The following is a 22,923-nucleotide window of genomic DNA, read 5'->3' on the forward strand; positions in this document are numbered from 1 at the left end:
CCATGTCGGGGAAACAGCCGGTCGAGGTTTTGCTGCGCCCAGCGGTGGAGTTCTATACCGTCGCGGCGTGTGCAGGCGCCGCGTTTCTGTCCCTGGTGGCCCCGTGGTCGCTCGCGCTGAGTCCGGCCATGGGCGTCGGCAGTGCGCTGGCGTTCTGCGCCTACGGTGCCATCCGCTACCGCGATGCCCGCGTCATCCTGCGCTACCGGCGCAACATTCGCCGCTTGCCGCGCTACGTGATGACCAGCAAGGACGTACCGGTCAGCCAGCAGCGTCTGTTCGTGGGGCGCGGGTTTCTGTGGGAGCAGAAACACACCCATCGGCTCATGCAGACGTACCGACCGGAATTTCGCCGCTACGTCGAGTTGACGCCGGCCTACCGGCTGGCGCGCAGGCTGGAGGAACGGCTGGAGTTCGCGCCGTTCCCGCTGTCTCGGCTGCCCGCGCTCACGGGCTGGGATGTGTCTTTCAACCCGGTGCGCCCGCTGCCGCCTGTGGGCGGCCTGCCGCGCCTGCACGGCATCGAACCCGATGAGGTGGACGTCAGCCTGCCGCTGGGTGAGCGCGTCGGGCATTCGCTGGTGCTGGGCACCACGCGCGTGGGCAAGACGCGGTTGGCCGAGTTGTTTGTGACCCAGGACATTCGGCGCAAGAACGCCGACGGCGAGCACGAGGTCGTCATCGTCATAGACCCCAAGGGCGATGCCGATCTTTTGAAGCGGGTGTACGTCGAGGCCAAACGCGCGGGTCGTGAGGGTGAGTTCTATGTCTTCCATTTGGGCTGGCCCGACATTTCCGCGCGCTACAACGCTGTGGGCCGCTTTGGGCGCATCAGCGAGGTGGCCACCCGTGTTGCAGGGCAGCTCTCCGGGGAAGGCAACAGCGCGGCATTTCGCGAGTTTGCGTGGCGCTTCGTCAATATCATCGCCCGCGCCCTGGTGGAACTGGGCCAGCGCCCGGACTACATGCTGATCCAGCGCCACGTCATCAACATCGACGCGCTGTTCATCGAGTACGCCCAGCACTACTTCGCCAAGACCGAGCCCAAGGCCTGGGAGGTGATCGTCCAGATCGAGGCCAAGCTCAACGAGAAGAACATCCCGCGCAACATGATTGGGCGCGAGAAGCGCGTGGTGGCGCTGGAGCAGTACCTCTCCCAGGCCCGTAACTATGACCCGGTGCTCGACGGCCTGCGCTCGGCGGTTCGCTACGACAAGACGTATTTCGACAAGATCGTCGCATCGCTGCTGCCGCTGCTGGAGAAACTCACCAGCGGGAAGATTTCCCAGCTTCTGGCGCCGAACTATTCCGACCTGGCCGACCCCCGCCCGATCTTCGATTGGATGCAGGTCATCCGAAAGCGCGCCGTCGTCTATGTGGGCCTGGACGCGCTATCCGATGCCGAGGTCGCCGCAGCGGTCGGCAACTCGATGTTCAGCGATCTCGTTTCGGTGGCAGGCCATATCTACAAGCACGGGATCGATGACGGCCTGCCGGGCGCATCGGCTGGCACGCGCGTGCCGATCAACGTCCACGCGGATGAATTCAATGAACTCATGGGTGACGAGTTCGTGCCGCTGATCAACAAAGGCGGCGGCGCCGGTCTGCAAGTCACCGCGTACACCCAGACCCTTTCGGACATCGAGGCTCGCATCGGCAACCGCGCGAAGGCCGGTCAGGTGATCGGCAACTTCAACAACCTGTTCATGCTGCGCGTGCGCGAGACGGCCACCGCTGAACTGCTGACCCGGCAATTGCCGAAGGTCGAGGTCTATACGACCACCATCGTCTCCGGCGCGACCGACAGCTCCGACATCCGCGGGGCGACGGATTTCACCAGCAACACGCAGGACCGCATCAGCATGTCCAGCGTGCCGATGATCGAGCCGTCGCACGTCGTCGCCTTACCCAAGGGTCAGTGTTTCGCGTTGTTGCAGGGCGGCCAGCTTTGGAAGGTTCGCATGCCGCTGCCGGCACCGGACCCCGATGAGGTCATGCCGCAGGATCTGCAACAACTCGCGGGCTACATGCGCCAGAGCTACAGTGAGGCCACGCAGTGGTGGGAGTTCACCAGTTCCCCGGTCTTGCAGGACACGGCCTTGCCCGATGACCTGCTCGATGAGGTGGCCACCGCCGACGCTCCTGCCTCCGGCACGGGCGATATGGCCAGAGACGAGGCCGCACCATGAGCGATGCCGCCGGCACCACACGAAGGGAGCAAGGCCGCCGCCAGGGTCTGGTCATCGGCACGATCACGCTGCCTTTTCGGCTGCTTGGGGTACTGATCGGCTCGCTGCTGTTCTCCATCGTCATGGAGTGCGTGGGCATGCACTTGTTCTGGAAGGATCAAAGCTGGCGGCACTCCCAGCAGATGCTGCAGTACGAGCTGGGGCACCTGTCTAGCCATTTCACGCGCAGCGTGATCGTGCAGGAGCCGGGGCGCACAGCGCACGAGTTGGTAGATACCGGCTACGAATGGGTGTTCGTGCGTTCGGGGCTGCTGGAGCGCATGAGCCAGACCGCCGAGCGCGCCCGTGCGTCGAGCCAGGGCCAGACGCGCAACTTCCGCTATTTCATCAGCCAAGTCTATGTTTGGACCGAGAGCTACCTGATTGCGGCAGCGTTCACGACGCTGACCTTTCTCGTGCGTCTGTTGGTCCTGGTGCTCACCCTGCCACTGATCTTCACGGCGGCATTCGTAGGTCTGATCGATGGCCTGGTGCGCCGTGACGTGCGGCGCTTCGGCGCGGGCCGGGAATCCGGCTTCATCTACCACCGCGCAAAGGCGAGCCTGATGCCGCTGGCCGTGCTGCCTTGGGTGACGTACCTGGCGCTGCCGGTATCGGTGCATCCGCTGCTGATCCTGCTGCCGAGCACCGCCTTGCTTGGACTGGGTATATCCCTGACTGCGGGGAGCTTCAAAAAGTACCTCTAGCTATATTGTGCTGAACGCCCCGTCATCATCTGGACCACCATAACGCTGTAGTCGCACTGCGCACTCAATCAATACGATCCGTGCGAGGTAGGCTGCATACTGCCGCTCTGCCGCGAATGATTCCAGTCTGTCGTAGTGCGTGCCATGCAGTATCTGCGATCGACCATGGTCATAGATGTCCTTGACCAATTGCTTCAGCGTGCGAGGACGGTTGCCTCGTATTACCTGCGTGTCGTCACTCGTTCCGGTCAGATGCACGACCATTTTACAGATACCGCCGTTCCTGCCGCCGCAGCTCAGTACATCCAGGCAGGTTCCGAGCTTCGCCAACGCTATAGCATCGCTTAACTCACGGTTTCCTTCGCCGAACCAATCCAGCGCAGTAGCCCATCGATTGGCAAGCTTGGGATGCGGGTGACTCGATGGATCAAGCAGCCCATCAAGGATCGCCGCGAATGCCGGAAGAATAGATGTCATGTCATCCAACGCTTGCCTTACTCGTTCAGGAGGTTGCGAAGGAATCCGCTTCCCGAGCGAGCTTCCAGGCAACCACAGAAACCCTTTGGTTTCGACCAGGCGATCGCTACCCGCAGGCGGTAGGCGCTCGTCTTGAAGCGCCTGTTGCAGGAAGCACTCGGGGGCTCCAAAGCCCAGAGAGATAGCGTCAAGCGCTGTCTTGCCAACCAATCTCGCCAGCTTGCGTGAGAATTCACGCTCATAGCCACGGACTGTTACCTTGACCAAGGCTGGACATCCGACTATCGCACTGTAGACGGCGTTGGCCAGCCCTTCGATGGAGGAGCCATCATTGGCCTTCTGCAAGGCATCCTTGAGAATTTCCTTCCAGCGGTGGTTCGCCTCTGGTTGGTTCAGATAGTGATCCTTTCCCTGCTGAGGGAAATCTACAGAATCTATCCAGTCCGACCTATTCAAGAATGTCACCGGGCCGAGGGAGAACGGAGACTTCCTCTCCATGCCCAGGGTCCAGGCAGGGAAATAGTGCGTGTGTTCGTTGGTGATGCTTGCGAGTCGTTCCTCGATAAGCAATTTCAGTTTGGGAAGCAGCCCGCCCTGATCGCATTCATCAAACCCCGAAAGCTCACCCGAGGCGTGCATATCGGCAACGGCTTGGCGGGCAATTTTCTGAAAGGCCTCGGGTTCGATCTTCACTGAGTTCAGAGTCCGATTCTGATGGAGGGTGCTGGAGAACTGCCCAAGCGCCTCTCTTGCCTTCTTGGTGAAGTACCGCTGCATACCGTTCTCAGCGGTGATGAAATCAGGAATGCCGGCCTCTTCGGACCATGGAGTGGCCCCCTTGTGCACGCGATCTAACTCATCCACCAGAGCTTTCAGCTCGGTCTTTAGCCCCATAAATTCCTCCTCGATCTACTTCTGACCGCAGGATAGCCCAGGCTGACACCAACAGCCTCGGCATCCATCAATCCGGTCATCCGCGGGTTCCTATTGTTTGCGGCCTAAAGCAGCCCTGATCTCCACGATCGAGCCATTGCTGATCACACAGGAATGGCGCGATGGTGGCTTCAACCTGGCTGCGTGCCGCGCATCGCGGCGTGCCCACTTTTCTCGTGACGGCCCTCCTGCTGGGCCAGTCCCCGATGGCGTTGGCCGAGCCCCCCGCGCAGCGTCAGGAATTGGTCGCGGCGCTGCGCCAGCTCGACGCGCTGGAGCGCACCGTCGCCGACAGCGCCGCGCATGCTCCCGTCCAGCCGGGCGAGCGCTACCACTTCGATTACCCGCGGCTGCTGGCTGACCTAGCGCGCGTGCGCGCCGGCATCCAGGCGCACCTCTCTCCTTCGCGTGCTCAGCCGCGCGACCCCGCCGAGCTGGCCGGCGACTACCGCACCGAGCGGGCCGTCGAGCCATCGCCGACGACCGCGGAGGCCAAGCCATGAACGGCGCCCAAGTCTCGGCATTTCAAGCCAACAGCGGCATCGCGCCTTCCGCGATGGCGACCGTCCTGGTCGGCGTCGTGTTCGCGGTCCTGCTCGTCTGGGGCGTCTGGGCCATCCGAACGGCTTACGTAGGGTGGTCCGAGAGCCGCCTCAACCAGCGCCAGTTCCTCGGCGTCTGCATCCGCTTCGTCGCGATGTACCTCGTCCTGAGTTTCTTCCTCCTCTCCTGACCTGAAAGGCCTGACCATGCAAAACCGCATCCTCACTTCCCGTTTTGTCCAGCGCACCACCGTGGCTCTGGGCGCCGCCGCGCTGCCGGCGCTGTCGTTCGCGCAAGGCCTGCCGCAGTTGGAGAACCCGACCCGGGGCGCCGGCAGCGGCATCATGGAGACGATCAGGAACTACGGCTACGACATCATCATGCTCGTGGCCCTGCTGGTTGTGGCGTCGATGTTCATTGGCGTGTGCTACCACGCCTACGGCACCTACGCGGAAATCCACACTGGTCGCAAAACCTGGGGCCAATTCGGCCTCACGGTCGCCATCGGCGCGGTGCTGCTCGTGATCGGCATTTGGCTGCTCACCGAAGCCACCGGCATCCTGTAAGGCGAGGCCGGTATGTCCGAGCAGCAGCACGTCCGTGCTGACGGGACGGTCACGTTCCTTCCGCACCGGCTCAACCGCCATCCCGTTGTCGTGCGCGGCCTCACCGCCGACGAGCTGTGGATCTGCTGCGGCCTGTCCGGTGCCGCCGGCCTGCTGGTCGGTGCGCCGCTGTCCTGGGTGTTCCGCACGATCGCGCTCGCGCCCACGTTCGTCGTGCTGGGCGTGGCCTTCGGCGTGTTCATCGGGGGCGGCATCCTGCGTCGCCTCAAGCGTGGGCGTCCCGACACCTGGCTGTATCGGCAACTCCAGTGGCGCATCGCCACGCGCTATCCGCTGGTGGCGGGCTGGGTGGGCGGCCATGTGCTGATCTCACGCTCCGGCTTCTGGACCACCCGAAGGTCTGCTGCAAGGGGGGCACGATGAGCCGCTTCAAGAACGAGATCACCCATCTGCAGGCGCACATCAAGACGCTTCGCCTGGGTGCTGGCGCGCTGGTCATCGTCGCCCTGGTGATGGGCGGCGGCTGGTGGAGCGCTCCGCGCGACCTGACCATCCACGTCCCGCCTGATCTGCGCTCCGGCAGTACCCGCAAGTGGTGGGAAGTGCCGCCCGAATCGGTCTATGCGTTCACGTTCTACGTGTTTCAGACCCTCCACCGTTGGCCCACGAATGGCGAAGAGGACTACGCACGCAACCTTCACACACTCTCGCCGTATCTCACGCCGTCCTGCCAGGCTTTCCTGCGAGCCGACTACGACTACCGCCGCAGCACGGGTGAGTTGCGCCAGCGCGTGCGCGGCATCTACGAAATCCCGGGCCGTGGCTACGGCGACGACCCTACGACGCGCGTGCGCGTGGTCTCCGACCGCGACTGGGTGGTGACACTGGACATCAGCGCCGACGAGTACTACGGCGCGGAACAGGTCAAGCGCGCCCTGGTGCGCTACCCCATCAAGGTCACGCGCGTGGACATCGATCCCGCCCGCAACCCGTTCGGCCTGGTACTCGACTGCTACGAAGGGGCGCCGCAGCGCATCGGCGCCCCGGAGCCGACGCGCCCGGCGCCCGGTGGTTTGGCTCCGCAAGCGCCCCAAGGAGAAACCCCATGAAGCATCCTGTACTCGCACTGCTGGGGCTGCTGGTCGTAGTCGCAGCACCTGTCGCCCATGCGGTGGAGATCCTGCGCTGGGAACGTCTGCCGCTGGCCGTGCCGTTGCGTGTCGGCCAGGAGCGCATCGTGTTCATCGACAGGAACGTCCGCGTGGGCGTGCCTGCCGGCGTGGGCGAACGTCTGCGCGTGCAGAGCGCGGGCGGTGCGGTGTACCTGCGCGCCAGTGCGCCGATCGAACCAACACGGCTGCAACTGCAGGACGCCGACACGGGCGCATTGATCCTGCTGGACATCGCCGCCGAGCCGGCCAAGGACGGCGAAGCCGAGCTGGAGCCGGTGCGCATCGTCGAGGGCAACAGCACCCCGGCGCGCTATGGCGATCAGCCGGAGGGTGCCGACGCGCCCCCGGCGCACACCCAGAATCAGGCAGGCGCGCGGACGGCGCGGCGCGAAACCCCGGTCTCGGTCGCGCTGACGCGCTTCGCCGCGCAGAACCTCTATGCGCCGCTGCGTACGGTCGAGGCGCTGCCGGGTGTCATGCGGGTCAATCTGCGCCGCGACATGGACCTGACCACGCTGATGCCGACGCTGCCGGTGCGCGCGGTCGCGCTCGCGTCGTGGCGGCTGGAAGACCAGTGGGTCACCGCCGTGCGTCTCACCAACGGCAGCAGCGGCTGGATCACCCTCGACCCGCGTGTGCTGCAAGGCGATTTCCTCACGGCCAGCTTCCAGCACGAGGCGCTGGGTCCACGCGGAACGCCCGAGGACACCACCGTTCTGTACCTGGTGACGCGCGGGCGTGGCCTCGCGCAGTCGCTGCTGCCCGCTATCCACCGCTTCGACCCGGCTGCGCATCTGCCGCAGCCGCAAATCGAGACACGGGACAACGAGGCCGCGGATGGCAAGGAGACTCGCCATGCGCAGTAACGGACTCCTGAAGTGGCTGATGATCCCCGTGGCCCTGTTGGTGCTGTTCGTCGCCATCCGGCTGTTCTCCGGTGGGAGCACGTCGACACAGCCCGCAGCCGATGCCGGCGCCCAGCTCACGCCCGAGGAGATGAAGGCGCTGGGCATCGAGGGCGATACCCCCCGCGATACCGTGGCGACCCTGGTGGCGCAGGTGAAGCAATTGCGCACCGAGCTTCAGACCACGCTCTTGGACAACAAGTCTCAGCGCGAAGAGAACCAGCGCCTGCGCCAGCGCGAGAACGCCATCGACCAGCGCATCAATTCGGCGCTGGAGACCGAGCGCTCCAACCTGCGCCGCGACCAGCAGCAGGCAGCCAGCGAGCGCCAGCAGACCGAGGGACTGCTCGCCGACCTGCAGCGGCGCCTGGAAGGCATCGGCGGGCGCGGCGGCGGCCACGCCGATCTACCCGTGGGCCTGGGGCTGCGTAACGGCGACGAGGCAGGCATGGAAGGCGGCGTGCGCTGGGTCGAGCCGGACGACGCGAAGCCCACTGATGGGCGTAACGGCAGTCGTGGCACGGGTGGCGGCATGAGCTTTCCGACGAGCTTCGGCCCCGCGCAGAGCACGCTGGAAACCACGGCACAAACCGTGGCGAACGCGGGCGCCCGCGCCGCAGGCGTCAAGAGCGCCAAGCCGGTCTATACGGTGCCGACCAACTCGACGCTGATGGGATCGGTGGCAATGACGGCGCTGATCGGCCGCGTGCCGATCGACGGTACGGTCAACGATCCGTATCCGTTCAAAGTCCTGGTCGGTCCCGACAACCTCACGGCAAACGGAATTGACATTCCCGACGTGGCGGGCGCCGTGTTTTCCGGCACGGCCTCGGGTGACTGGACGCTCTCTTGCGTGCGCGGCCAGGTGCGCAGCATCACCTTTGTGTTCCATGACGGGACCATTCGGACGATTCCCGAAGACCGCGAGGGCAACCAGCAGAACAACCAGCAGCGCGACGGCCTGGGCTGGATCAGCGACCCCTATGGCATTCCCTGCGTCAGCGGAGAGCGGCGCAGCAACGCCCAGCAGTACCTCGGCTCACAGGCGCTGATCACCGCGGCGGGTGCCGGCGTCGCCTCGCTCATCGACAGCGACAGCGGTCAGATGTCCTACGTGGGCGCCGATGGCTCCATCGGAAGCGTCGGCATCTCGGGCAACGAAGCCGTGGGCCGCATCCTGGCCGGCGGCGTTCGGGACATGGCCGATTGGGTGAACAAGTTGTACGGCCAGGCCTTCGCCGCCGTCTATGTCCAACCCGGCGCAAAGGTCGCCGTCCACCTCGAAAAGCCGCTCGCCATCGATTTCGATCCCGAAGGTCGCAAGGTCGATCACCGTGCAGGAGAAAGCCATGCTCTCGAACTTGAATAAGGGCCTGGCGCTGGCCCTTGCCGTCGCGGTGCTCGGCGGCTGCGCCACCAGCAAGGAAAAGCTGCTGCCCCACGGCGACAGCACGATGATGGACATCTGGCAGCAGAACGCCGGTGACGGCGGCGGTGGCGCCGGCCAGGTGGCACGCAGGCAATTGCTCGACGCGCGCCAGAGCCTGCGCCGGCCGCTGACCGAGATGGATGTACAGGCCGCGCCCGCCGAGCAGATGCGCTACACGCGCACAGCGCGCAACGAGGTCTATCGCCAGTTCCAGCGCCTGCCGAATCCCGACCTGGTGATGTACGTGTACCCGCACCTGGCAGGCACGGACCCGGTGCCCGTGCCGGGCTATACGACGGTTTTTCCCTTGTACCAGCGCGTGCAGTACGCCATGCCCGGCGAGCGCGTGGAGGACTACTGATGCGCTGGAAACTCCCCTGGCCGAAGCTGACTGCATCCGACGCAGACGATGACGAGCAGCCGGACGGCTGGCAGCGCCACGTCGAGGCCCTGCGTCAGGCCGGCATCCCCGAACCCGGCACGGCGGTCCATGGCCACAGGCCGGCGACCGTGGCCGACGAGCAGGCGCTGTACGACGTTGCGCCGTCGTTCGCGGAATTCCTGCCCTGGGTGGAGTTCCTGCCCCAGTCGAAGTCGATGCTGCTGGAAGACGGGCAATCGGTCGCGGCGTTCTACGAGCTGGTGCCGCTGGGCACCGAGGGCCGGGAACCCGGCTGGCTCGCGCATGCCCGCGACGCCTTGGAGAACGCGCTCCAGGACTCGTTCGATGAACTGGACGAGAACCCCTGGGTACTCCAGCTCTACGCCCAGGACGAACCCAGCTTCGACCAGTACATGCAGACCCTGCGCGACTACGTGCAGCCGCGCGCCCGCAATACGGCTTTCACCGAGTTCTACCTTCGCTTCTTCGGACACCACCTGCGCGCGGTAGCGAAGCCCGGCGGGCTGTTCGAGGACACGGTGGTCACACGGCTGCGCTGGCGCGGCCAGACGCGGCGCGTGCGCATGGTCGTCTATCGCCGGGCCACCGGGCAGGCGAACCGCCGCGGCCAGACGCCCGAGCAGATGCTGAACATCGTCTGCGATCGCTTGTGTGGCGGGCTGGCGAACGCCGGCATCCAGGCCCGGCGCATGGCCGCGGCCGACGTCCATGACTGGCTGCTGCGGTGGTTCAACCCGCGTCCCACGCTGCTCGGCCCTGGGATCGAGGACCGCGAACGCTTCTATGCGCTGGCACGCTACCCCGACGAGACAGAAGACGGCGAGATCGAGCTGGCGAGCGGGCGGGATTTCAGCCAGCGGCTTTTCTTCAGCCAGCCACGCTCGGACGCGGATCACGGCACCTGGCACTTCGACGGCATGCCGCATCGTGTGCTGGTCACTGACCGGCTGCGCATGCCGCCCGGCACGGGGCATTTGACTGGCGAAACCCGCAAAGGCGATGCGATCAATACGCTGTTCGATCAGATGCCCGAGGACACGACGATGTGTCTGACCATGGTGGCGACACCCCAGGACATCCTCGAATCGCACCTGAACCACCTGGCGAAGAAGGCAGTCGGCGAAACACTGGCATCGGAGCAGACGCTCAAGGATGTGCAGGAGGCCCGCTCGCTGATCGGCAGCGCGCACAAGCTGTACCGGGGAACACTGGCGTTCTATTTGCGCGGCCGGGATGAAGCCGAACTGGACCGGCGCGGCCTTGATCTGGCGAACGTGATGCTTAACGCCGGTTTGCAGCCCGTGCGCGAGGACGATGAAGTCGCGCCTTTGAACAGTTATCTGCGCTGGCTGCCGTGCTGCTACAACCCGAGCCAGGATCGACGGAACTGGTTCACCCAACTGATGTTCGCCCAGCACGTGGCGAACCTCTCACCGGCCTGGGGCCGCAGCCAGGGCACGGGCCATCCGGGCAATACGTTCTTCAATCGAGGCGGCGGGCCGATCACCTTTGACCCGCTCAACCGCCTGGATCGGCAGATGAACGCGCACCTGTTCCTGTTCGGCCCCACCGGCTCCGGCAAAAGCGCAACGCTCAACAACCTCTTGAACCAGGTCACGGCCATCTACCGGCCGCGCCTCTTCATCGTGGAAGCCGGCAACAGCTTCGGCTTGTTCAGCGATTTCGCCAAGCGCCTGGGCCTGACTGTGAACCGGGTCAAGCTGGCCCCCGGCTCGGGCATCAGCCTGGCGCCGTTCGCCGACGCGCGTCGGCTGATCGAAACGCCGAGCGACGTGCAGACGCTGGATGCCGATGTGCTGGACGAGGACATGCCACCCGATGCATCGGCCATGGAAGCGGACGAGCAGCGCGACGTACTCGGCGAGTTGGAAATCACCGCACGGCTGATGATCACCGGCGGCGAGGATAAAGAAGAGGCCCGGATGACGCGGGCCGATCGCTCGCTCATCCGCCAGTGCATCCTCGACGCCGCCGAGCATTGCGTGGCCGAGAAGCGCACGGTGCTCACGCGCGACGTGCGCAACGCGCTGCGCGAGCGCGGCCAGGACCCAACGCTGCCAGAGATGCGGCGCGTGCGGCTGCTGGAGATGGCAGATGCCATGGACATGTTCTGTCAAGGCACGGACGGCGAAATGTTCGACCGCGACGGTTCGCCGTGGCCCGAAGCCGACATCACCCTGGTCGATCTGGCGACCTATGCCCGCGAGGGCTACAACGCGCAGCTCTCCATTGCCTACATCAGCCTGATCAGCACGGTGAACAACATTGCCGAGCGCGATCAGTACCTGGGCCGCCCGATCATCAACGTCACCGACGAAGGACACATCATCACCAAGAACCCGCTGCTCGCCCCCTACGTGGTGAAGATCACCAAGATGTGGCGCAAGCTGGGGGCCTGGTTCTGGCTCGCCACACAAAACATCGACGACTTGCCGCGCGCTGCAGAGCCCATGCTCAACATGATCGAGTGGTGGATCTGCCTGTCGATGCCGCCCGATGAGGTGGAGAAGATCGCGCGGTTCCGCGAACTCTCGCCTGCGCAGAAGGCGCTGATGCTTTCCGCGCGCAAGGAAGCAGGGAAGTTCACCGAGGGCGTCATCCTCTCCAAGAGCCTTGAAGTGCTGTTTCGGGCCGTGCCACCGAGCCTCTATCTCGCGCTCGCGCAGACCGAACCCGAGGAAAAAGCCGAGCGTTACCAGCTCATGCAGCAACACGGCATCAGTGAACTCGACGCGGCCTTCAAGGTGGCCGAGAAGATCGACCAGGCGCGTGGCATCGAGTCGCCAGCCTTGGGCCTGCCGCAATAGCAGCCGGAGAATGCCGTGAAACCGAAACGTCCTTCCATTCCTATGCCGGTACAGGCGCTCCGCCATCGGCGCTGGCCCTGGTTCGTGGCGATTGGACTGATCACACTGCTGTTGATCTGGCTCGTGTCCCGCGCACCCAGTGAACCCGCGTTGCAGGCTCCCGCGCAGGTCAGCACCGCGCAGGTGGCCGGGCCTCCCTGGCAGATGGGCAACGCGCAGGGCCGTTTCACGCTGACGCTCTATGCCGACCTCGAATGTCCGTTCTGCCGAGCGTACTTCCCGCAGCTCAAGCGCTGGGTGGGTGCCAACGCGGACGTAGCTCTGCAATGGCACCACCAGCCGCTGGCCGCGCACGAACCGGCCGCCTCCGCCGAGGCACGCCTGGCCGAGTGCGCCGCCGAAAGTGGCGGGCATGCTGCGTTCTGGCAGGCCATTGAATGGATCTATGCGCACACACGTAGCGACGGCTTGGGCTTGCCCGAGGGTCTGCGCTATCCCGGCCTCAACCCAGCCGTCGAGCAGTGTTTGGCCAGCGAGCGACCGGATAGGGTGATTCGCGCTCAGGCCGAGGAAGCCACCAAGGGCGGCGTGACCGCGACGCCTTCGATTCGTCTGCAGGATCGCCAAACCGATCAGGCAGTCGTGTTGCAGGGGCCGATCGAAGGCGATGCACTGCTGTCGGCCATGGACATGCTGGTGGCTGAGGATGCCGCCGCTCCACCGACCACCGAAATGCCTGCCGACGTTGTCGGCGACATGCCCAGGTAGCCTGCGGTCTTTGAGGCTACGGCGCAGCACGCTGCGCTGACCGTCACCCGTTCGCCTCGCATCCTGGGCGCGAACGATCACCGCAGCAGCGGTGATGGATGCACCTTGTTCCGTTGTTCCATTCCCTGGAGGGCCTGCCCTCCAGGGGCATGTGCGCTCTCCGATTTCCCTGCCTGGAGGTTCGCCATGTCTGTCGTCATCAATGACTCCTGCCTGGAGTCGCTTTCCGATATTTCTATTCAGAACGAGGACTGGATCGTTCAGCAAGCCATCGTGTTGCTGGAGCGGCGGGTTTTCAAAGCAGGGCCACGTCTTGAGCGGCCCGCAGCGGTCAGGGACTACCTTCGTTTGAAGCTGGTCGCCGAGCCCAACGAAATATTCGTCGTCGTGTTCATGAACAGCATGCACGCCGTGCTGGCCGTGGAGCCGATGTTCCATGGAACGATCAATGCGACCTCGGTTTATCCACGTGTCGTGCTGCAGCGAGCGTTGCAACTGAACGCCGCTGCGGTCATCTTCGCGCATCAGCACCCCTCGGGCACCACCGAGCCATCCAATGCGGATCGGTTGCTGACCGAGCAGTTGAAGACGGCCTTGGCGCTTATCGACGTGCGGGTACTCGACCATTTCGTGATTGGTCAAGGCGCACCGTACTCGTTCGCCGAGTCTGGTCTTTTGTAATCACAGCGGAGGCTTCGGCCTCCGCTTTTTCCATGCGACAGCACCGAAAAGGTATGCGGGGTGCCCGCGATGCGCATTGTTTGTTGGGGCGGCAGCGGGTTCGCGTTCGACTATGGCTCTGATCAACTTCCAGGGCACGCGACATGCCAGCATCTTTATTCCGCTTCGCATCCGGCTGGCGAACCCTTGGCCTGGCCGTTGCACTGCCGGCATCCTTGGCCGTTTTCAGCCCAGCCACCTTCGCCGCCGATGTGGTGGTCGTCACCGACAGCCGCCACCCGGTCAAGACTATGGGTGGAGAGCGGCTGATCGAGCTGGATGAAGGCCAGCGCATCGAAGCCGAGCTTTCCGCACAGCTGCCCGCCGATCCCGAGCAGGCCACGGCCATCGTCAAGCGCCGCCTGAACAACGGCGGTGCCGGCCTCCAGCGCCGCATCGCTTCCGCATACCAGGGCGTCGCCGACGCCTGGAGCCTGGGCGTCACCAGCATTCCGGCAGTCGTGGTGGATCAGCGTTACGTGGTCTATGGCGAGCCGGACGTGGCCCGTGCCGTCGCGCGCGTTGCGCAACACCGGAGGCCGCAGCCATGACCCGCCCCTTCGAGCGGATGCGCCTCCTGCGTGCTGGCGTGGCCTCAGTGCTGCTGCTCAGCGCCACGGGCAGCTACGCCCTCAACACCGCAACCATCGTTGGCTCAGTGGCATCGCCAGACTGCCTCGAATACCGCGTCGTCGGCATCTGCTACTGGCTCTACTGCACCTGGACGGGCTGCACGGTGCGCACGTCCATCAAAGTTCGCCACTACATCCCGGATGCGGTCGTCTCCAGCTACAGCAACACCGGCGAGAACCCCTGGGTCGAAGTTCGTCCGATGAGCACGCCCAACCCTTCGGCCCAGGCCGGCGGAGACGGCACCACCAACGAAGACCACGAGAACAATCTCGCCAAGTTCAAGAACGCGGACGTCATCGGCCACCCCGGCGTCGAGGTGTTCAACCAGTTCGTCTCATCGTCGGGCTACTTCTGCGAGGGTGCGGGTACGGCGTTCATGCCATACCTGCTCAGCACCCTGGACACGCTGGCCTGGCGCTACAACGTGCCCGAGATGGCCTACCCGGAGGCGCTGATTCCGGGCAGGCGCGAGGTCGGCGCGCGCACCACGCTGAACCTGTGGGGCAACGTGTATCCGCGCGGCGGCTTCCTGCACCAGGCCGACGACCACAAGGCTGGCGCCGTGGTGGCCCAGCGCGCCGGCGATGTCGTCACGCGCCGCGGGCAGATCCACGTCTACCAGCCGCTGCTCGCGAACTCGCGGCCCGGCTACTGGCCTGCCGGCGCGCTGATGGAAGGCGATGCCTCGACCGGCAAGTGGCAGGAACTCACGCCCGTCCTGTCCTCGTCCTGCACGGTCTTCCCGCGCAGCGGCTTCCTGACCCAGGCCCAGCAAGGCGACTACGCCTGGGCGCTGTGGCGGCCTTATTCGTGCTGCGAACGCCGGGGCCAGGTGTTCCTCGGCAGCGTCGATTTCCAATGAGGGTACGGCGATGAAGCGTCCTGAACTGATGAACCTCTCCACCAAGGCATGCCGCCTGCTGCGCCCCACAGTGCTGGCCGGCGCGCTCGCCCTGGGCTGCGGCCTCGCGTGGGCGCAGGCTGGCTTCCAGACCAGCGGCCCCGTCATCGGCGATGAAGTCATGTACTCGATCGGCGGCGGCAGCGCGGTATCCATGGGCCGCGCCGCCGGCATGCGCTCGATCGGGGTCGGCGTGGGCTGGAACAGCAATCTCATCTGCGGCGACATGAGCATCCAGACCACGCTGCGCAACCAGCTCAACGGCATCACGAACGGCTTCCAGCAGATCATGAGCAACGTGATCCAGAGCGCCACGAGCGCCGTGGCATCCCTGCCTGCGCTGATCATCCAGCGCGCCGATCCCGGTCTGTACAACCTGCTGACCAACGGCGTGCTGCAGGCGCGGCTGGATTTCGACCGCTCGAAGCTGACGTGCCGCGCCATGGCCGAGAGGATGGCCGACACGGCGGGCGGCCAGTTGGGCTGGAGTCAGATGGCCGAAGGCATGGCGTTGCGCGATGCGGTGTCGAGCACGGATGCCGTGTCGGCGATCGAGCAGGCCGAAACGCGCCGTGGCAACGATGGCGTGCCCTGGGTCGGCGGCAGCAATGCCGGTGGCGCGGGCCAGCCCGCCGTCCGGGTGGTCGGCGACGTGACCCGCGCGGGTTACAACCTCGTCAACGGCCGCGGCGTGACTGACACGTCCTCCATCGCGCCCACCAGTTGCGCAAGCCTGTCCTGCCAGACCTGGACGTCGCCGCAGCAGGCCACCGAATGGGCGACACGGGTGCTTGGGGAACAGGTGCAGCGCACCTGCGATGCCTGCACCAAGACCGAGACGGTGCCCGGCGTCGGACTGACGCCGCTGATCCAGGAGGAGTACGAGGAGAAACTGGAAGCCCTGCAGGAACTGGTCTCGGGGACGCGCAACACGACGTTCGAGCACTTGCGTGCGGCCGGCAGCACCTCGCTGCCCATTACGCGGGGCGTGATCGAGGCGCTGCGTGACGAGCCGGACAAGGAGCTGCTGGCGCGGCGCCTGGCATCGGAGGTCGCGCTGTCGTCGGTGTTGGAGAAAGCGTTGCTGCTCCAGCGCACGCTGCTGACCGGCAAGAAGGAACCCAACGTGGCGGCGAACCAGCTGGCGGTCGCGGCGGTGAACCACGAAAGCGACACGCTCGACCAGGAGATCCGCAACCTTAAGACCGAACTGGAACTGCGCCGCGAGCTGGCCAACAACTCGCCGATGGCCATCATCCAGCGCCACGGCACGCGCGCGGCCGGCTCGCGCGGCATCTACGAAGGCGACCCGGTGCCCGACCGCCTCGACCAGTTGCAGAAGGGCAACCCAGGGAGCCGGCCATGAGCACGACCTCGTGGCGCCCGCGCTGGCTGTTCAGCCGGCGCGTGGGGCAGGCACTGCTGTGGGCGGTGATGCTCGTCGCCGCGGCCGTGGGCGCCAACATCGTCGGTATCTACCTCGTCGGCAGCGTTGCTGGATGGGAGCAGTGGCTGGTGGCTGCCGCGGGCTACTTCCTGGTGTGGCGGTTGTGCCTGTATGGGGCGACGGCCTATGGCTGGGTCTGGATGCGCCGCCGGCTGCTGGCACGCGAGGAACAAAACGGGACAGATGGGCAGGCACGGCGCCGCCTGGTGCGCAGCGAGATCGCCGGCGTCTTCGCCATCGTGGTGCTGGAAGCCAGCCTGCTGATGCAGGGCTGAAGGGAGATTCGGGCCATGACGCTTTTCACGACCGACTACCTGGAGTACTACCTGACCCTCGTGTCCTGGATCGTCCATAACGGCATCTGGGCGGTGCTGGTCTCCAGCGGTGTCTTCGCGCTGCCGTTCGTTGCGATCATCGTGCAGGAATGGTTGAAGGCCCGCTCGGAGGGAGCCGACGAAGGCAACAAGGGTGTGCTCTCGGCTGCGCGCATCGAGAACCGGGTGTTCGTCGCCATCGTGGTGGTGATGTTTGCGGGCATCCCGTTCATCGACGTGGATCTCAACACCATCCAGTACGACAGCTCGCGCTCGGCCCAGTGCCAGGTCAGCGTGCCGCAGCCCACGGATACCGGCTGGTCGCAGTCCTTCAGCACCATCAACAACCAGAGTGCCAAGGTGCCGGTCTGGTGGGGTTTCATGCACGCGCTCTCGCGCGCCGTCACGGGGGCCTCGGTGGCCGCAATCCCGTGCGGCACCGATCTGCGGCAGATGCGCATGGAGATCGACGCCACGCGCATCGACGATCCGGTGCTGGCTCAGGAGGTGGCGGATTTCTCGCGCGACTGCTACGGGCCGGCGCGCGCCAAGCTGTTCATGCAGCGCCCGAACCTCGATGAGACGCAGATGCACGACGTGACCTGGATCGGTTCGCACTTCTTCACGGACACGAGCGGCTACTACGACACCTACCGCTCCAGCACGCCGCGCGACGACTGGCCCTACGACAGCACCCGCGATGCGGGGCTTGCGCAAGTGGCCAGCGGTGGCGGCTACCCGAACTGCAGGCAGTGGTGGGCCGACGGCAGCAACGGCCTGCGTGCGCGGCTGCTGGGGCAGGTGGACCCGAGCCTGTTGAATCGCCTGGCGGGCTGGGCCGGATTCCTGAGCCGTGCCGAGGTGGACGATTCCGTGATCCGCGCGATTGCCTCGCCACGGCAGCAGAAGCTCAACCAGGGTTCGGTCTATACCGACTACGGCGGCCAGATCGACAAGACCTTGCCGAACATCGTGACGCGCGCGGCTGGCGACGTCGGGATGGCCGTGGGGGCGGTCGCCGCGTTCCCGGCGATGGACGTGGTGCGCCAGGCGCTGCCCATGGTGCTCGCGCTGCTCAAGATGGCGCTCGTGATCTGCATCCCGCTGGTGCTGGTCGTGGGCACCTATGACCTGAAGACGGTCGTCACCGTGAGCGTCGTGCAGTTCGCGCTGTTCTTCGTGGATTTCTGGTTCCAGCTCGCACGCTGGGTCGATTCAACGATCTTGGATGCGCTCTATGGCTGGGGGTTCGGCTGGAACCGGCCGCACACCAACTTCGACCCGTTGGTGGGGCTGAACAATGCCTTCGGCGACATGCTTCTGATGTTCGTCATGGGCACGATGTTCATCGTGCTGCCCACGTTCTGGATCATGGCCTTGGCTTGGGCGGGTGTTCGCGCCGGGAATGTCCTGCAAGGCCTCGCCGGGGCAACGGGGGACGCCAAGGCTGCCGGAGGCAAGGGCGGAGGCATTGCGATCAATGCCATCTCAAAAAAGTGAGCAGCGCTACTCGTCGTCCTCGATGTGCGGATCGATTCGGAAACCATCGTAGGTGTACAGACCGAATCCAGCAGGCCCGTTGCGCCATTCCGGCTCGGTCGGGTCGTCGTCCAGGCCCGCATTGCGCGCCACCCATGCAGCCACCACCGCGGCCACCAGCAGCAGCGCCAGCCAAGACGCGGTGTACAGCAGCACACCAAGTGCGACCAGCTTGACCACCCACAATCCCATAGCGGCACCAACGACCGGCACCCCCTTGGAGGCGAGCCAGTTCGACAACCGTCGCTCGCCACGCACATAAGTGCGCCATCCACGACCGACGGTGCGGCCGAGGCGCTCCGAGGTGCTGATTCGGGTCGTCGTGTTCATGGTCGTCTCCTGCTACGTGAGGAATGCCTACTCCAGTTTGCTCCAATCCTGCCTGCTTACCTGTACCAATGCGTTCCAGTCGTCTGGCGGATTTCCCCGCCCGAGCATCTTCTCGAACACTGCGTATGGATCTGACTTGCTGCCCGATGACCGCAAGGTCTGCTCGTCGTTGACCCAGGCATATACGATGACCTTCGCCTTCGAGTCGTACCGGAAGAACAGCCGGTACCGTCTTCCAAGTTTGGCCCGCCGCCAATGGCGATAAGCCGGCCCCATGGTGTTGCCCTGACGATATTCGTCGCGGGCTGGATCGCCCGGCACCACATCTTGCATCAACTGGACCAAGGCCCGGAAGAACTTGACGTTGGCGTTGGACCCGAAGCGCTCCGGGTCGCTCTCTTGCGCACGCAGCACAGCTGCGCGCAGTTTCATCATCTGCTCGATCAAGTTGTCGTGGAACAGCAGCGTCCAGCCATGCTGTTGCATCAAATTTCCACGTCCTCATCGAAATCGTCGGCCAGGCTCACCTTGTGGCCCGCATGCTCTAGCATCGTGCGAGCCAGATCCTTCGGCAACCCGCGAATGTTCCGGCCAGCCTCAATATCGCGGGCCAGAAGGGTCAGGAACGCGGCAATGGCGGGGTCTTCGTGCTCGGCATCAGCACGGGTCACGACGACTTCACTGCCACGCAGCTCGAACGCGAGCTTGCTGCCGGTATCGGCGCCAAGCGCCTGCCGGATTGACTTGGGTAGCGTGATCTGGCCTTTGGAGGTCAGCGTGGCAACTTCATGAATGGCAGGCATGGCGGTTCTCCTGGAGGCAATGCCTGCATTGTAAGGAAACTTCCTTACATCGTCAATGCGGTGGGGCCTCATGGCGTCCTCCCGAGTCCAAGAATCGGCCCATCGTAGGCTGGGAACAGCCCGCCTTCCCGCATCAATCCGGCCCCGCTGCAACCCGCATTGGTGGTGGACGATCAACGCCTGGCGCCCTATACCCAAAGGCTGTTAAGGGCCAAAAGGCCGAAAGGGGAAGGGAATGGAGTGCAAGGGGAAAGGCCCTACCTCGAAAAAGCAAAAAGGCCTCCCGGTCGGCCCGCCATCAGGACACCCTCATGCTCTCCCTGTTCCAGCGAAAACGGGCCTCGGTCGCTGCCGCTCCGTCGCCAACGCCAGCCACTGATCTTCCGAAAGGGCTGCTGCGGCCCGAGTCGGCCGCATCCCTACTGGCGATACCGCGCCGGCAAAAGCTGCTGGAACACATCTGGCAGCGCACATCGCTGTCGCGCAAGCAGTTCGCCATCCTCTATCGCGCTCCGCTGGAGTGCTACGCCGAGTTGGTCCAGCAGTTCCCTGCATCGGAGGCCCATCACCATGCGTACCCCGGCGGCATGCTCGACCATGGCCTGGAGATCGTCGCCTACAGCCTGAAGCTACGGCAGTCCCATCTGCTACCTATCGGCGCCAACCCCGAAGACCAAGCGGCGCAGTCCGAGGCCTGGACCGCCGCCGTCGCCTACGCTGCGCTGCTGCATGACATCGGCAAGATCGCCGTCGATCTGCATGTCGAACTGGCCGACGGCAGCACTTGGCACCCTTGGCACGGCCCGTTGCAGCAGCCGTACCGCTTCCGCTACCGCGATGATCGCGAGTACCGCCTGCACAGCGCCGCGACGGGATTGCTCCACCACCAACTGCTCGATCGCCAAATCCTGGACTGGCTCAGCGGCTACCCCGCGCTCTGGGGACCGCTGCTTTATGTTCTTGCCGGCCAATACGAACACGCTGGGGTGCTTGGCGAACTCGTCGTGCAGGCCGATCGCGCTTCGGTCGCCCTGGAACTGGGCGGCGATCCTGCCCGCGCCATGGTCGCGCCCAAGCACGCACTGCAACGCAAGCTGCTGGACGGGTTGCGTTACCTGCTCAAGGAGGAGCTGAAGCTGAACCAACCCGAGGCCTCCGATGGCTGGCTCACCGAAGACGGCTTGTGGCTGGTGAGCAAGACGGTCTCGGACAAGCTGCGCGCACACCTGCTGTCCCAGGGCATCGACGGCATCCCTGCGAACAACACCGCCGTGTTCAACGTGCTGCAGGATCACGGCATGTTGAAGCCCACGCCGGACGGGAAGGCAGTCTGGCGCGCGACCGTGATCAGCACGACGGGCTGGTCCCATTCATTCACCTTGTTGCGACTGGCGCCGGCGCTGATCTGGGAATCCGGCGAGCGGCCAGCACCTTTTGCCGGTACGGTGGCGATCGACGCGACGCTCGCAGAAAACGACGCCAGTGCGCCAGCTACCCCGCCTGCGGTCGTGATGAAGCCCGCCCAGGAAGACCAGGGGCCCCGACCTTGGGAAGGCGGCAGCGCCGCTGCCTTGGCTCCGCCGCCCACGGCCCACCAGGCCTTGCCCGACGCGCTGGAGGACATGCTCACGATGGTTGGCATGGGTGATTCGAGCGGCACCCAGCAAGATGCGGAAGTCGTTTCGAGCATGACGCCTGCCACGCGCCCCGAGGCGTCCATGCCAGCGATGGTCACGGTTTCACCGACGTCTATGCCCACGGCTGCGACATCGCCCTCAACGGCGCGGCCCTCCGGCGAGCACTTCATGACATGGCTGCAACAGGGCATCGCATCACGCCGGCTTATCATCAACGATGCGAAGGCGCTCGTGCATACGGTGAGCGATACCGCTTACCTGGTCAGCCCAGGCGTCTTCCAGCGCTATGCGCAGGAGCACCCACAGGTAGGCGCATTCGCCAAGCAGGAGAACCAGCAAGATTGGCGGTGGGTGCAAAAACGCTTCGAGCGGCTGCAACTGCATCGCAAACAAGCTAGCGGACTGAATATTTGGACTTGCGAAGTCACCGGGCCGCGAAAATCGCGCAAGCTACACGGCTACCTGCTTCTTCAGCCGCAATCGGTATTCGGTGACGTGCCACCAAACAATCCCTACTTGGCCGTGCTTCCGACGTGAATGACCAGACTCATTCAGCATCAGAAGATCCGCCGTCCTTGAGTTCGGCGAACTTCGCAGCCATTGTTGGGTTACCCCGAGTCAACTTCTTGATCGTCACGTCCTGCGCCTTGTCGTTCGCAAGTCGAAGATTCCTGTCGGTGCCAAGCAGGGCCTCCTTCGTCTTCTGTAGGTGGTCGATCGACTTGTCAATTTCATCGATTGCTGTCTGAAATCGCCTGGAGGCGAGGTCGTAGTTTTTCGCGAATGCGGTCTTGAACGTATCCAGCTGGGTCTCGAAGTTCGTGATATCGATGTTTTGCGCCTTCACGAGCGCCAGTTCCAATTTGTACTTGAGCGAATTCATCGCCGCATTTCGCAGCAGCGTGATGATGGGAATGAAAAATTGCGGCCGAACAATGTACATCTTCGGGTGGCGGTGGGACATATCAATGATCCCAGTGTTATATAACTCACTGTCCGGTTCGAGTAGAGAAACTAGCACCGCATACTCACAGCCCTTCTCGGTGCGATCCTTGTCGAGCTCCTTCAGGAAGTCTTCGTTCTTCTTCTTGGTGGCAGTTTCGTCATTCTCGTTCTTCATCTCGAACATGATCGAGACGATCTCGGTGCCAGCTTCATCGGAGTCGCGAAAGATGTAGTCTCCCTTGCTGCCGCTGCGCGCATCGTTGTCCTTCTCGAAATACGCCCTCGGAAATGCGGTGGCGCGAATTCGATTGAACTCGGTCTCGCAATGTTGCTCAAGGGGTCGCCTCAGAAAACGGAAAATAAAGCACGCTAAGCCGGTTGCAGCGGTCGTAGCGGCCTGAACTTGCCCGCGCCGATCTTGGCGCTGCTGCGCCAGAGGTAATCGCCGGTGAGGTTGATGTGCTCCCAACCGAGCGGCGACAGGTACTGCAACAGCGCGTCATCAACGGCATGGCCGTTGCCACGCAGCGCGTGCGCAGCCCGTTCCAGATAGACCGTGTTCCACAACACGACGGCAGCCGTTACCAGATTGAGGCCGCTAGCCCGGTAGGGGTCTCCTCGTTTTCAGTGCAATAAGTGACGGTACGAAAAGCTAGCACTGGCGCGGAGGTGGTGTTGGTAGATCGTTGATTTCA

24 protein-coding genes and 1 pseudogene are annotated in these 22,923 nt (G+C 64.4%); 19 read left to right on the top strand and 6 right to left on the bottom strand.

The window, feature by feature from the left end; all coding sequences use genetic code 11:
• The first annotated feature begins 2 nt into the window (after nucleotides 1-2).
• Together traD and N5D91_RS06035 are read left to right on the top strand one after the other, a co-directional pair.
• A complete protein-coding gene (traD, locus tag N5D91_RS06030) occupies nucleotides 3-2,189 on the top strand; it encodes a type IV conjugative transfer system coupling protein TraD (protein WP_003158634.1) in 2,187 nt (728 codons plus the stop codon).
• Nucleotides 2,186-2,935, top strand: a complete 750-nt coding sequence (locus N5D91_RS06035) for a TIGR03747 family integrating conjugative element membrane protein (protein WP_003158635.1) — start codon at nucleotides 2,186-2,188, stop codon at nucleotides 2,933-2,935. The genes traD and N5D91_RS06035 overlap by 4 nt, the downstream gene beginning before the upstream one ends.
• Here N5D91_RS06035 and N5D91_RS06040 read toward each other — a convergent pair whose 3' ends face one another.
• On the bottom strand, nucleotides 2,936-4,306 hold the full coding sequence (locus tag N5D91_RS06040; RefSeq protein WP_003158636.1) for a hypothetical protein: 1,371 nt from the start codon (nucleotides 4,304-4,306) through the stop codon (nucleotides 2,936-2,938).
• A 161-nt stretch (nucleotides 4,307-4,467) separates the two neighbouring features.
• Between N5D91_RS06040 and N5D91_RS06045 the strand changes: the two genes are divergently transcribed.
• From N5D91_RS06045 to N5D91_RS06120, 16 genes are all read left to right on the top strand, one after another.
• A complete protein-coding gene (locus N5D91_RS06045; protein ID WP_003158637.1) occupies nucleotides 4,468-4,848 on the top strand; it encodes an RAQPRD family integrative conjugative element protein in 381 nt (126 codons plus the stop codon).
• On the top strand, nucleotides 4,845-5,078 hold the full coding sequence (locus tag N5D91_RS06050) for a TIGR03758 family integrating conjugative element protein (protein ID WP_003050225.1): 234 nt from the start codon (nucleotides 4,845-4,847) through the stop codon (nucleotides 5,076-5,078). The genes N5D91_RS06045 and N5D91_RS06050 overlap by 4 nt, the downstream gene beginning before the upstream one ends.
• A 16-nt stretch (nucleotides 5,079-5,094) precedes the next feature.
• Nucleotides 5,095-5,454, top strand: coding sequence for a TIGR03745 family integrating conjugative element membrane protein (locus N5D91_RS06055; RefSeq protein WP_003158638.1), 360 nt, complete (start codon nucleotides 5,095-5,097; stop codon nucleotides 5,452-5,454).
• Between the two features lie 12 nt (nucleotides 5,455-5,466).
• The gene (locus tag N5D91_RS06060; RefSeq protein WP_003158639.1) at nucleotides 5,467-5,877 is read left to right on the top strand and encodes a TIGR03750 family conjugal transfer protein; all 411 of its coding nucleotides are present in this window, start codon (nucleotides 5,467-5,469) and stop codon (nucleotides 5,875-5,877) included.
• Nucleotides 5,874-6,563, top strand: a complete 690-nt coding sequence (locus tag N5D91_RS06065; protein WP_003158640.1) for a PFL_4703 family integrating conjugative element protein — start codon at nucleotides 5,874-5,876, stop codon at nucleotides 6,561-6,563. Before N5D91_RS06060 ends, N5D91_RS06065 begins: the two co-directional genes overlap by 4 nt.
• Complete coding sequence (locus N5D91_RS06070; RefSeq protein WP_003158641.1) at nucleotides 6,560-7,492, top strand: TIGR03749 family integrating conjugative element protein; 933 nt, start codon at nucleotides 6,560-6,562, stop codon at nucleotides 7,490-7,492. Before N5D91_RS06065 ends, N5D91_RS06070 begins: the two co-directional genes overlap by 4 nt.
• On the top strand, nucleotides 7,482-8,900 hold the full coding sequence (locus N5D91_RS06075; RefSeq protein ID WP_003158643.1) for a TIGR03752 family integrating conjugative element protein: 1,419 nt from the start codon (nucleotides 7,482-7,484) through the stop codon (nucleotides 8,898-8,900). The genes N5D91_RS06070 and N5D91_RS06075 overlap by 11 nt, the downstream gene beginning before the upstream one ends.
• Nucleotides 8,881-9,321 carry a TIGR03751 family conjugal transfer lipoprotein gene (locus N5D91_RS06080; protein ID WP_003158644.1) on the top strand — a complete coding sequence of 147 codons (441 nt, stop codon included), beginning with the start codon at nucleotides 8,881-8,883 and terminating at the stop codon, nucleotides 9,319-9,321. Before N5D91_RS06075 ends, N5D91_RS06080 begins: the two co-directional genes overlap by 20 nt.
• Nucleotides 9,321-12,191 carry a conjugative transfer ATPase gene (locus N5D91_RS06085; protein WP_003158645.1) on the top strand — a complete coding sequence of 957 codons (2,871 nt, stop codon included), beginning with the start codon at nucleotides 9,321-9,323 and terminating at the stop codon, nucleotides 12,189-12,191. Before N5D91_RS06080 ends, N5D91_RS06085 begins: the two co-directional genes overlap by 1 nt.
• A 15-nt stretch (nucleotides 12,192-12,206) precedes the next feature.
• Complete coding sequence (locus tag N5D91_RS06090; RefSeq protein WP_031299380.1) at nucleotides 12,207-12,959, top strand: thioredoxin domain-containing protein; 753 nt, start codon at nucleotides 12,207-12,209, stop codon at nucleotides 12,957-12,959.
• A gap of 186 nt (nucleotides 12,960-13,145) precedes the next feature.
• Nucleotides 13,146-13,640 (top strand): DNA repair protein RadC, encoded by a 495-nt coding sequence (radC, locus tag N5D91_RS06095; RefSeq protein WP_003158647.1) that lies wholly within the window; start codon nucleotides 13,146-13,148, stop codon nucleotides 13,638-13,640.
• A 143-nt stretch (nucleotides 13,641-13,783) separates the two neighbouring features.
• The gene (locus N5D91_RS06100; RefSeq protein ID WP_003158648.1) at nucleotides 13,784-14,230 is read left to right on the top strand and encodes a TIGR03757 family integrating conjugative element protein; all 447 of its coding nucleotides are present in this window, start codon (nucleotides 13,784-13,786) and stop codon (nucleotides 14,228-14,230) included.
• A complete protein-coding gene (locus N5D91_RS06105) occupies nucleotides 14,227-15,174 on the top strand; it encodes a TIGR03756 family integrating conjugative element protein (protein ID WP_003158649.1) in 948 nt (315 codons plus the stop codon). Before N5D91_RS06100 ends, N5D91_RS06105 begins: the two co-directional genes overlap by 4 nt.
• Nucleotides 15,175-15,184: 10 nt before the next feature.
• Nucleotides 15,185-16,579, top strand: a complete 1,395-nt coding sequence (locus N5D91_RS06110) for an integrating conjugative element protein (RefSeq protein WP_003158650.1) — start codon at nucleotides 15,185-15,187, stop codon at nucleotides 16,577-16,579.
• Nucleotides 16,576-16,935, top strand: a complete 360-nt coding sequence (locus N5D91_RS06115; RefSeq protein ID WP_003158651.1) for a hypothetical protein — start codon at nucleotides 16,576-16,578, stop codon at nucleotides 16,933-16,935. Before N5D91_RS06110 ends, N5D91_RS06115 begins: the two co-directional genes overlap by 4 nt.
• Before the next feature lie 15 nt (nucleotides 16,936-16,950).
• Nucleotides 16,951-18,474 carry a conjugal transfer protein TraG N-terminal domain-containing protein gene (locus N5D91_RS06120; RefSeq protein ID WP_003158652.1) on the top strand — a complete coding sequence of 508 codons (1,524 nt, stop codon included), beginning with the start codon at nucleotides 16,951-16,953 and terminating at the stop codon, nucleotides 18,472-18,474.
• A 6-nt stretch (nucleotides 18,475-18,480) separates the two neighbouring features.
• Here the strand turns inward: N5D91_RS06120 and N5D91_RS06125 are convergent, their stop codons facing one another.
• From N5D91_RS06125 to N5D91_RS06135, 3 genes are read right to left on the bottom strand one after another with little or no spacing between them, the layout of a single operon-like run.
• Nucleotides 18,481-18,843, bottom strand: a complete 363-nt coding sequence (locus tag N5D91_RS06125) for a DUF3742 family protein (protein ID WP_003158653.1) — start codon at nucleotides 18,841-18,843, stop codon at nucleotides 18,481-18,483.
• 27 nt (nucleotides 18,844-18,870) lie between these two features.
• Entirely contained in the window at nucleotides 18,871-19,329 is a 459-nt protein-coding gene (locus N5D91_RS06130) for a type II toxin-antitoxin system YhaV family toxin (protein ID WP_003158654.1), read from the bottom strand.
• Nucleotides 19,329-19,646, bottom strand: a complete 318-nt coding sequence (locus tag N5D91_RS06135) for a type II toxin-antitoxin system PrlF family antitoxin (protein ID WP_003158655.1) — start codon at nucleotides 19,644-19,646, stop codon at nucleotides 19,329-19,331. Before N5D91_RS06135 ends, N5D91_RS06130 begins: the two co-directional genes overlap by 1 nt.
• Nucleotides 19,647-19,957: 311 nt before the next feature.
• On the opposite strand from N5D91_RS06135, the gene mobH reads away from it, so the two are divergent.
• Nucleotides 19,958-21,820, top strand: coding sequence for a MobH family relaxase (mobH, locus tag N5D91_RS06140; RefSeq protein WP_003158656.1), 1,863 nt, complete (start codon nucleotides 19,958-19,960; stop codon nucleotides 21,818-21,820).
• Nucleotides 21,821-21,830: 10 nt separating this feature from the next.
• Here the strand turns inward: mobH and N5D91_RS06145 are convergent, their stop codons facing one another.
• A complete protein-coding gene (locus tag N5D91_RS06145; protein ID WP_023465076.1) occupies nucleotides 21,831-22,697 on the bottom strand; it encodes a DUF2130 domain-containing protein in 867 nt (288 codons plus the stop codon).
• A pseudogene (locus N5D91_RS06150) lies at nucleotides 22,598-22,825 on the bottom strand (Tn3 family transposase); the annotation flags it as partial. The gene N5D91_RS06145 and the pseudogene N5D91_RS06150, both read right to left, overlap by 100 nt.
• Between the last annotated feature and the right edge of the window lie 98 nt (nucleotides 22,826-22,923).

The organism is Stenotrophomonas sp. GD03794, assembly GCF_029842145.1.
GTDB lineage: Bacteria > Pseudomonadota > Gammaproteobacteria > Xanthomonadales > Xanthomonadaceae > Stenotrophomonas > Stenotrophomonas riyadhensis.